Genomic DNA, 9,196 nt, shown 5'->3' on the forward strand with positions numbered 1-9,196 from the left:
GCATTCGATCCACCCTCCCCAGTCGCTTCGCTCCGGGGAGGGAAAGAAACTATCCCGCCAACGCTTTTCGCGCGGCGTCCGCATCAAAGCCCTTCAGGCCGATGACGACGAGATGTTCGGGATGGCTCACATCGGGCCGCGCGAAAGCGAGATCGACGCGGGCGCCGACGGCCTGCACCACGATGGGCGCCGGCTTGTCAGCGATGCGGGCATGGCCCTTCACGCGCAACACGCCGTCAAGGCCGAGCGCATCGCTGACGCGGGCGCGCATGGTGTCGAGATCCGCCGCTGCAGTTGGCTTGATGACGATGCTGTCGAAATCGTCGTGATCGTGCTCTTCTTCCTCGCCGTGATGGCCGGCGCGCGCCGCCATGTCATCTTCGGCAGCCGCATTGAGGCCGATCAGCACTTTTGGCGCGAGATCGCCCTTGGAGCGGACGATGCCGACACCGGCGCGGAGCTCGGCTTTCAGCTTGGTCTCGATCTCGGCGAGCTGTTCGGCGCTGACGAGATCGCTCTTGGAGAGCACCACGAGATCGGCGCAGGCGAGCTGGTCCTCGAACACCTCTTCAATGGGATCGTCATGATCGATGCCTTCATCGGCGGCGCGTTGCTCGGCCAATGCATGTTCATCCAGCGTGATACGGCCTTCGGATAGCGCCAGCGCATCGACCACGGTGACGACGCCATCGACCGTTGCACGCGTCTTCACGGCCGGCCATGCAAAGGCCTTCAGTAGCGGCTGCGGCAAAGCCAGCCCGGAGGTTTCGATCACGATGGCGTCGAGCGGACGCTCGCGCGACAGCAGCTTTTCCATGGTCGGCACGAAATCATCGGCCACGGTGCAGCAGATGCAGCCATTGGTGAGCTCAACGATATCACCGGGCGCGCAGGCTTTGGCCGCGCATTCCTCGACAAGGCCGCCATCGAAACCGGCATCGCCGAATTCATTGACGATGACAGCGATGCGGCGGCCATCGGCCTGCGTCAGCAGCGAACGCAGCAGCGTGGTCTTGCCAGCGCCGAGAAAGCCGGTGAGGACGGTGACGGGGACGCGGGACATTCAGATCTCCTGAAAACGCTTGAGCCAAAGAGGAAGGCCGGCAGCGACGAAAGCGACATTGTTCACGGCGGCGGCAATGGTCTGGTTGAGCCGGCCCTGCGCATCACGAAACGCGCGGCCGATCGGTGTCTCCGGCACGAGGCCGAGACCGACTTCATTGGAGACGAAGACGATGGGATAGCGGGACACGTCGAGAAAACGCACCAGACGCTTCGCCTCGACCTCGGGATCACGCTCCGCCATCATCAGATTGGACAGCCACAGTGTGAGGCAATCGACGAGAATGACGCGGCCGATGGTGGATTCGCGCGTCAAGGTATCGACCAGCGCCAGCGGCTCCTCGATGGTGATCCAGGTCTCGCCCCGCTGCTTGCGATGCTGGGCGATCCGGGCCTGCATCTCGTCATCGCCGGCGGTCGCCGTGGCGAGATAGACTTTCGTGAGCGACATCTCGTCGATCAGCCGCTCGGCAAAGGCCGACTTGCCGGAGCGCGCGCCGCCGAGTACGAGCGTTGTGCCGAGCGAGGTCATTTCGGCGCCCTGCCATCTTCGGGCGACCAGCGCAGCGGCGGCACGCGCGCCACCATGCCCTTGCGCAGCACGTCGGCACGCTCGCGCCAGGGCACGAGCCCGTAATCGGATTTCTGATAGGACTGCACGAAGGACGCGACGGCATCCGCGCCGGTGTCGGTGATGAGATCACCGAACAAGAATGTATAGCCGTCCTGACTCGTCACCGCGACGGTGGTCGGCCGCTTGCAGACGCTGAGGCACTGCACCGGCCGCACCATGACCGACACATCGCGCTCATCGAGCGCTGCCGTCACCGCATCGAGCATCGCCGGGCCAACGACGGCACCATCGGCCGCCTTGCAATTCACGCAAACGCTCACCACCACCGGCGCTGAGGGCAGCGGGCGCGGCAGGTCGGTGACACAGGTGTCGTCAGGCAAGGTCGATGCGTCGCGATCCATCACGGGCTCAAATCAGGCGAGCTTTGTTGGGTCGCGCGGATGCCAGCATCCACTCGCTCCCGTCCGGTGCACCCCGCCCCGACGACGCCTCCAAAGCACAATTCGCGACGGCAGGTCTCCTGGCTCGCGAGTCGGCGCCCGTTGCCGCCTTCCCAGAACTCCCAGATCGGGAACTCCCAGTGGCCGAGGCGCGGGCTCATCGCTTACAGTTGCGGGGGCAGCGCCGGTATCGCACCGGCTTCCCTTTTCACCTTCCTCGCGGAAGGACCATCGCGGCGGACGCTATCTGCAGCCACAGCCCGGGTCAACCACGGCCGGAACTGCGCGGCCACTGTTGACCCGGAGGCCGCGGATGCGCGAGACAGACGGCCAAAGGAACCCGCATTTGACCTCGCATCGTCCCCTCTGGCAGCCGCCGGCCATCACGCCCCTCGATCCCGCCACCGAGGCGAGCCTCCGTGCGGTCATCGACGGCAAGGCCAAGCCACCGGGGTCGCTCGGACGAATCGAGGAACTTGCCATCCAGCTCGGCATGATCCGCCATCCCGGCGAGCCCCGCGGGGAGAAGGCGGTGCTGCTGGTGTTTGCCGGCGATCACGGGCTCGTGGCCGAGGGCGTGTCGCAATATCCGTCGGCCGTGACCGTCGCGATGGTGATGACCTATCTGGCCGGCCGCGCCAGCGCCAATGCCTTTGCCAAGGCCAATGGAATCGATGTCCGCGTCATCGACATCGGTGTCGCCGCGGAACTGCCGGTGCATCCTGGCCTGCGTGACGCGAAGGTGCGCATGGGCACCGCCAATGCAGCGCGCGAACCGGCGATGACGGCGACGCAAACTGCTGAAGCGCTGAACCACGGGATCCGCATTGCCATCGGCGAGATCAAGGCGGGTGCCGACATCATCGCGCTTGGCGAAATGGGGATCGGCAACACGGCGTCCTCCGCACTACTCGCGCATCGTCTCGCGCCCGCGTCGCTGGACGAATGCATCGGCGTTGGCGCCGGCCAGGACGACATCGGCATGAGTCGCAAACGCGCTGCGATCGCGATGGCCGCTGCGCGCAGCGATGCCAGCGCACCACTCGACGTGCTCGCCGAATTCGGCGGCCTTGAAATTGCCGGCATGGCCGGCGCGGTGCTTGGCGCCGCCTCGCAGCGGCGCCCGGTCATTGTCGATGGCTTCATCTCCAGCGTCGCCGCCCTGCTTGCAATCCGCTTGTGCCCGGAGGCGCGCGGCTATTGCGTCTTCGCGCATCGCTCGGCCGAGCGCGGACACGACATCGTGCTCAAGGCACTCGACGCCAGCCCGCTGCTGGATCTTGGCCTGCGGCTTGGCGAAGGCACCGGCGCCCTGCTCGCCGTGCCGCTGGTGCGCGCCGCCGCGCGCCTGCTCACCGATGTCGCCAGCCTCGACGACGTGCTGGCGGGTAAAATCTAGATGACGCCGGATCGGCATCTGCTCAATGCGATCCGCTTCCTGACGGTGGTGCCGACGCCGCATTCGGACAGCACGCCCGAGCCGGACTGGCTGGCGCGGGCGATGAAGTATTTTCCGCTGATCGGCGCTGCGATCGGCTTCGCCTCCGCGCTTGTATTTGTCGTCGCATGCCAGCTCTGGTCGCCGTTGATTGCCGCCATTCTCGCCGTCGCGACCAGCATCGCACTGACCAGTGCCTTGCATGAAGACGGTCTCGCCGACACGGTCGATGCGTTCGGTGGCGGCTGGACCGTCGAGCGGCGCCTCGCCATCATGAAGGACAGCCGTATCGGCACCTATGGCGCGCTGGCGCTGGGGCTCGGTTGCGCACTGCGTATCGCGGCGCTGGCGATGCTGCCGTCATGGGCCGGCGCGACTGCCTTGATCGCAGCACACGCTGCGGCACGTGCGATGCCGGCCTTTGTGATGAACCGTCTCGCTTACGCCGGCGACACCACAGCTATGAAAGTGAGCTACGCGGAAGCGCCTGTCCGGCGCGACGAGATCGTGTTTCTCCTCGTCGCTGCTGTACTTGCTACCGTGCCGCTCGCGTTCATCTCGTTCAAATCCGTTGCGCTCGGTGTGCTGCTTGGCGCGCTGCTCGGCACCCTGCTCGCACGGTCGGCCAAACGCCTGATCGGCGGTTACACCGGCGATGTGCTCGGCGCCATCGAGCAACTGTTCGAGATCGGATTTCTGCTCGGCGTTGCGGCCGTGCTCAGATAGGCCAGCGCAACGGCAATTGATACGGCTCGCCTTCGGCCGCCTCTGCACCGCGACCGATGCGTGCGATTGCCGTACTCATGCGGCCATGGCGGTTGAGGATATCATCCGCAAGTTTCACCATCAGCCTGTTCGGCGTCACATAAGGCGAACGGCGTCGGAGTTCATCGGCGATCTCTGCTTCATAGCCGGGATTGCGATCGCAGGCGATCGCATAGGCTGCCGCACTGGATCGGCTGATGCCGGCCCAGCAATGCACGAGCAGCGGCCGCTGATCAACCGCTGCTCGGCCGAAATCGAGGATAGCCTGCATCACATCCGCATCGGGCGCGATCAGATCCGGCGTCAACTCCACAATGTCGTGGAACGACAGCTGAACGTGCCGCGCGCGCACGAGCTCGCTCCATTCATGCTTCACCGCGCTCGGTGACAACAGGGTCAGCAGATCGAAAGATTCGAGCGAGGCTGCAAGCCCGGACAGTCCGCTTAGCGAACTAACATAGATCATATCGCGGGTGTCGTTTTCCGGACTCAACACGTCAGTCCAATCTTAAACAAGTTGCGGTAGGTAACTACTGAATTTTCTATTTTAGTTCATGTTTTCAATTTGGATACGGCACGATGTCCAGGGTTTTTTCCTCAGTTGCCGACCGACTGCCGCCATTTCTGCGGCTGCCGAGCGACAACCCGGAATTGATACAGGCGAAACTCGTCGCGTTCACGCGTCAAGTCCCGATGATGTATGTCATCGTGATCGTCAACGTGGCGGTTCTTGCCCTCAGCTTCCGCAATACTGCGCCAGCGATATTGGCACTTTACCTGCCTTCCGCACTGAGTGTGATCTGCGCGTTCCGCATCGTCGTCTGGTGGAGATCGCGGCATCGGGAATTCACGCTCGATGAAGCCCTCGACAAGTTGCGCAGCTCGATCATCTTCGCCGGGATTCTAGGCGTGGCGTTCTGCTGCTGGAGCATCAGCCTGATGGCCTATGCTGACGATCTCGGCAAGAGCCACATCGCTTTTTTCATGGCTGTGACATCCATCGGCTGTGGCTTCTGCCTGATGCATCTGCGACCGGCCGCACTGATCGTGATGAACTTCGTCGTCACCCCCTTCGCCATCTATTTCGGCTCCAGCGAGAACCCCATCTTCGTCGCCATCGCCTTCAACTTCGTCGTCGTCACTCTCGCCATCGTGATCATGCTGCTCGGCAACCACAAGGATTTCGAGCAGCGCGTCAGTTCCGAGAAGGCGCTGCGCATCAAGCAGGCCGAGCTGCAACTGCTCAGCGACCGGAACTACCAGAACTCCAATACCGACAGTCTCACCGGCCTGCCGAACCGCCGCTATTTCTTCGCCGAACTGGAACGCGCCATCACAGCCGCAAGCCTGAACGGTCGACGCCTGTCGCTCGGCATCATTGATCTCGACGGTTTCAGGCAGATCAATGACGTTCATGGTCACCGGATCGGCGATCGTCTGCTGGTCGAAGTCGCTGACCGTCTGCGGACACATCTTGACCCGCGCACGTTCTTCGGCCGGCTCGGTGGTGACGAATTCGTTCTTTTCAGCGACCAGCTCGAGAATGAACAGGCGATCAGCGAGGGCGAAAACAAGCTCAACGCGGTGTTCGAGGCGCCGTTCGAGATCGACAATGTGACCGTGCGCATCGGCTGCTCGCTGGGATATGCGCAATTCCCCGACGCTGCCAGGACGGCCGAAGACCTGTTCGAACGTGCCGACTACGCACTGCATTTCGGCAAGCAGAGCGGCCGTGGCAAGATCGTGCGGTTCAGCGCCGAACACGAGGCGACCATCCGCGAGGCCAGCCGGCTCGACCAGGCGCTGGTCAATGCCGATCTCGAAAGCGAGCTGTGGATCGCCTATCAGCCGATCGTCTGCGCCACCACCGGGCGCACCGTCAGCTTCGAGGCCCTGGCGCGCTGGCGCAATCCCGAGCTTGGCGATGTCCCGCCGATGACCTTCATCGTCGCGGCCGAACGGTCCGGCATGATCTCGCAGCTGACGCCACTGCTGCTCCGCAAGGCGCTCGAAGGTGCTGCGACCTGGTCCGACAATATCCGCATCTCGTTCAATCTCTCCGCGATCGATGTAGGCTCGACGCTGTCGATCCTCAAACTGATCGCCGTGATCCAGCAAAGCGGCGTCAAGCCGAGCAGGATCGATTTCGAGATCACCGAGACCGGCGTGATGCGCAACCTCGTCCAGGCATCGCAGGCCCTCAATGCCCTGCGCGCGCTCGGCACCCGCATCTCGCTGGACGATTTCGGCACCGGCTATTCGAGCCTGAGCTGCATCCACGAATTGCCGCTCGACAAGGTCAAGATCGATCGCAGCTTCATCAGCCGCATCGAGACCGATCCGGCCGCGCGCCTGATCCTCAGGACCATGATCGGCATGTGCGACGACCTCGGCCATGACTGTATCGTCGAGGGCGTGGAAAGCGCCGATCAGGCCACCTTCCTGCGCAAGCAGGGCTGCCGCTTCATGCAGGGTTACGCCTTTGCGCGGCCGATGCAGATTGGCGACGTCGCAGAGTATCTCGAACGATCCGGCGAGGCCGCGCGGATCGACGCCCTGTTGCATGGTTAGTCGTTCTGCCCGTCCAGCAGGCGCACCGCCTCATAGAGCGTGGCGGCGCCGACGGCGAGTTGCTCCGGTGACGTATATTCCTCCGGACAATGGCTCTTGCCGTCCTTGGACGGCACGAACAGCATCGCGCTCTTGCCGATATGCGACATGAAGGCGGCATCGTGGCCAGCCCCTGATGCGAGCGTGGTGGTGGAATAGCCGAGCTTGCCCGCCGCACGGCCGAGAATGTCGCGCAGATGATCGTCGCAGGGCGATGGCGGGTTCTGCGAAATGATGCCGAATCTGGTGCGATCGACCTTTGCACGCCCGGCGATCGCCTGTGTCTCGCTGTCCAGCATGGCGACGAAATCGGCGACGATCTCGGCCTTCTCGGCGCGGATATCGAGGATCATGCGCGCGCCCCCGGGCACCACATTGGAGGCATTGGGACTGATCTCGAGAATGCCGCAGGTGGCGACGAAATGCCCCTGCTTTCGCGCGGCATATTCATGGGCCTTGCGGGCCACCAGCAGCACGATCTCCGCCGCGGCCAGCGACGCATCGCGGCGATATTCCATCAGCGTCGAGCCGGCGTGATCGGCAGCGCCGGTGAGCACGATCTCCACGCGGGTGATGCCGGCGATGCCGGTGACGAGTGCGACGTCGAGCTTGTTGCTCTCCAGCACGATGCCCTGCTCGATATGGAGTTCGAGATAACCGGCGAACGTCGGCTTTTCCATCGTCGCGATTTTCTCGGGATCACCGCCGACACGCCTGATGGCGTCGGCCAGCGTTTCACCACTCGCATTCGTATAGGTCAGCATTTTTGCATCGAGCTCGCCGACCATGGCGCGGCTGCCGACGCAGGACAGGCCGTATTCGCTGGGCTCTTCGGCGAGGAAATCCACGATCTCGATGGGATGGCGTGATCTGTAGCCGGAGGCCTGCAGCGCGCGGACGGCTTCGAGCGCGGTGAGAATGCCGGAAATGCCATCGAAGCGGCCGCCGGATGGCACGGTGTCGGAATGCGAGCCCAGCATGATCGGCGGCAGCCCCTCCACGCTGCCTTCGAGACGCGCGATCACATTGGCGCCGGCATCCATCCGCACCGTCATGCCTGCGGCTTCATATTGCGTTTTCAACCAGGCGCGCCCGTCGAGAAAACGCTGCGAGAACGAGCGCCGCGTCCACGGCTTGTCGGGATCGGTGATCTCGGCGAGCGCCATGTGATCGTCCCAGAGACGGTCCTGATCGATGGGCGGCTTGGTGTCGGCAGGCTTGTTCAACGAAATCACTCGCGCGATGTGGGCTGGTCTTGCCAGCATAATTGGTGAACACTCTGCGCGCGATCAAGCAAGAAACGATCAGGGAGAACAGCGTGACGAAGAAAATCGCATGGGTGACCGGTGGCGGGACGGGGATCGGCAAGGCCGGCGCAGAATCGCTGCTGGCCGATGGCTGGACGGTGATCATTTCCGGACGTCGCGCCGAGGTACTCAACGACGTGGTCAAGGAACTCGGCGCCGGCGGCAAGCCGATTGAAGCGATGGCGCTCGATGTCAGCAACGCCGCCGATGCGAGGAAAGTCGCTGACGCCATTCTCGCCAAACACGGCCGCATCGACCTGCTCGTCAACAGCGCCGGCATCAATCTGCCGAAGCGCAGCTGGCAGGATGTCACCGAAGAAGGTTTTGACCAGATCGTCGACATCAATCTCAAGGGCTTGATGTATTGCATCCGCGCCGTGCTGCCGGCGATGCGCGCACAGAAGGATGGATGCATCATCAATGTGGCGTCGTGGGCAGGCCGCATCGTCTCCAAGATGACGGGACCGGCCTACACCTCCACCAAACATGCGGTGCTGGCACTGACGCATTCGTTCAACATGGATGAATGCGTCAACGGGCTGCGCGCCTGCTGCCTCTCGCCGGGCGAGGTGGCGACCGACATCATGAAGAACCGGCCGGTGCCGCCGAGTGCGGAGGTGATGGCGCGCATGCTGCAGCCGGAGGATCTCGGCAAGACGATCGCGTTCATCGCGGGCATGCCGCCGCATGTCTGCATGAACGAGGTGCTGATCAGCCCGACATGGAATCGGAGCTTGATCGGGTATTGAGCCTGTCTTGTCCCTCCCCCAAGCCGCGCAGCGGCGCAGTGGGGAGGGTGGTGAGAAGCGAGCGTTCAGCGAGCTTCGAGACGGGTGGGGTCTATCCCCACGTAAGGACGGAGTGTGGGGAAGCACCCCACCCCGGCCCTCCTCACTGCGCGTGGCTGCGCCACGCTTGAGGGAGGGAGCACATCTTCCGCGCGTCACTTCACTCAACATGTCAAACAGCCAGACCATCTCAGTCCCGCGACGCTTCCGCG

9 protein-coding genes and 1 riboswitch are annotated in these 9,196 nt (G+C 63.6%); of the genes, 4 read left to right on the plus strand and 5 right to left on the minus strand.

Features of this window, described 5'->3' with window-relative positions:
• Window positions 1-49 precede the first annotated feature (49 nt).
• Genes cobW through ACIQ17_RS26535 form a run of 3 tightly spaced genes read right to left on the minus strand, consistent with a single transcriptional unit; the run spans window position 50 to window position 2,037 of the window.
• Complete coding sequence (gene cobW, locus ACIQ17_RS26525) at window positions 50-1,063, minus strand: cobalamin biosynthesis protein CobW (RefSeq protein WP_398472304.1); 1,014 nt, start codon at window positions 1,061-1,063, stop codon at window positions 50-52.
• Complete coding sequence (cobU, locus tag ACIQ17_RS26530) at window positions 1,064-1,594, minus strand: bifunctional adenosylcobinamide kinase/adenosylcobinamide-phosphate guanylyltransferase (RefSeq protein ID WP_398472305.1); 531 nt, start codon at window positions 1,592-1,594, stop codon at window positions 1,064-1,066.
• Entirely contained in the window at window positions 1,591-2,037 is a 447-nt protein-coding gene (locus ACIQ17_RS26535) for a DUF1636 family protein (protein ID WP_398472306.1), read from the minus strand. Before ACIQ17_RS26535 ends, cobU begins: the two co-directional genes overlap by 4 nt.
• Window positions 2,038-2,128: 91 nt before the next feature.
• A riboswitch (cobalamin riboswitch) is annotated at window positions 2,129-2,324 on the minus strand.
• Between the two features lie 65 nt (window positions 2,325-2,389).
• Here ACIQ17_RS26535 and cobT point away from each other — a divergent pair.
• Both cobT and cobS read left to right on the plus strand, forming a co-directional pair.
• The gene (cobT, locus tag ACIQ17_RS26540; RefSeq protein ID WP_398472307.1) at window positions 2,390-3,475 is read left to right on the plus strand and encodes a nicotinate-nucleotide--dimethylbenzimidazole phosphoribosyltransferase; all 1,086 of its coding nucleotides are present in this window, start codon (window positions 2,390-2,392) and stop codon (window positions 3,473-3,475) included.
• The gene (cobS, locus tag ACIQ17_RS26545; protein WP_398472309.1) at window positions 3,476-4,240 is read left to right on the plus strand and encodes an adenosylcobinamide-GDP ribazoletransferase; all 765 of its coding nucleotides are present in this window, start codon (window positions 3,476-3,478) and stop codon (window positions 4,238-4,240) included.
• Here cobS and ACIQ17_RS26550 read toward each other — a convergent pair.
• Window positions 4,233-4,745 carry a tyrosine phosphatase family protein gene (locus tag ACIQ17_RS26550; RefSeq protein ID WP_398472311.1) on the minus strand — a complete coding sequence of 171 codons (513 nt, stop codon included), beginning with the start codon at window positions 4,743-4,745 and terminating at the stop codon, window positions 4,233-4,235. The genes cobS and ACIQ17_RS26550 overlap by 8 nt on opposite strands.
• 113 nt (window positions 4,746-4,858) lie before the next feature.
• Between ACIQ17_RS26550 and ACIQ17_RS26555 the strand changes: the two genes are divergently transcribed.
• Window positions 4,859-6,850, plus strand: coding sequence for a putative bifunctional diguanylate cyclase/phosphodiesterase (locus ACIQ17_RS26555; RefSeq protein WP_398472312.1), 1,992 nt, complete (start codon window positions 4,859-4,861; stop codon window positions 6,848-6,850).
• Here ACIQ17_RS26555 and ACIQ17_RS26560 read toward each other — a convergent pair.
• Window positions 6,847-8,115, minus strand: a complete 1,269-nt coding sequence (locus tag ACIQ17_RS26560; protein ID WP_398472313.1) for a Zn-dependent hydrolase — start codon at window positions 8,113-8,115, stop codon at window positions 6,847-6,849. The two genes, ACIQ17_RS26555 and ACIQ17_RS26560, sit on opposite strands and share 4 nt — an antisense overlap.
• Window positions 8,116-8,207: 92 nt before the next feature.
• On the opposite strand from ACIQ17_RS26560, the gene ACIQ17_RS26565 reads away from it, so the two are divergent.
• Window positions 8,208-8,945: an SDR family oxidoreductase gene (locus ACIQ17_RS26565; RefSeq protein ID WP_398472314.1), complete on the plus strand. Its 738-nt coding sequence runs from the start codon at window positions 8,208-8,210 to the stop codon at window positions 8,943-8,945.
• The last annotated feature ends 251 nt before the right edge of the window (window positions 8,946-9,196 follow it).

This window comes from Tardiphaga sp. (assembly GCF_044340795.1).
In the GTDB taxonomy this organism is placed as follows: Bacteria; Pseudomonadota; Alphaproteobacteria; order Rhizobiales; family Xanthobacteraceae; genus Tardiphaga.

Bases quoted from the DNA above. Each gene is read 5' to 3' on its own strand.
- cobW (WP_398472304.1), bottom strand. From the start codon at position 1,063: ATGTCCCGCGTCCCCGTCACCGTCCTCACCGGCTTTCTCGGCGCTGGC.
- cobU (WP_398472305.1), bottom strand. From the start codon at position 1,594: ATGACCTCGCTCGGCACAACGCTCGTACTCGGCGGCGCGCGCTCCGGC.
- ACIQ17_RS26535 (WP_398472306.1), bottom strand. From the start codon at position 2,037: ATGGATCGCGACGCATCGACCTTGCCTGACGACACCTGTGTCACCGAC.
- cobT (WP_398472307.1), top strand. From the start codon at position 2,390: ATGCGCGAGACAGACGGCCAAAGGAACCCGCATTTGACCTCGCATCGT.
- cobS (WP_398472309.1), top strand. From the start codon at position 3,476: ATGACGCCGGATCGGCATCTGCTCAATGCGATCCGCTTCCTGACGGTG.
- ACIQ17_RS26550 (WP_398472311.1), bottom strand. From the start codon at position 4,745: ATGATCTATGTTAGTTCGCTAAGCGGACTGTCCGGGCTTGCAGCCTCG.
- ACIQ17_RS26555 (WP_398472312.1), top strand. From the start codon at position 4,859: ATGTCCAGGGTTTTTTCCTCAGTTGCCGACCGACTGCCGCCATTTCTG.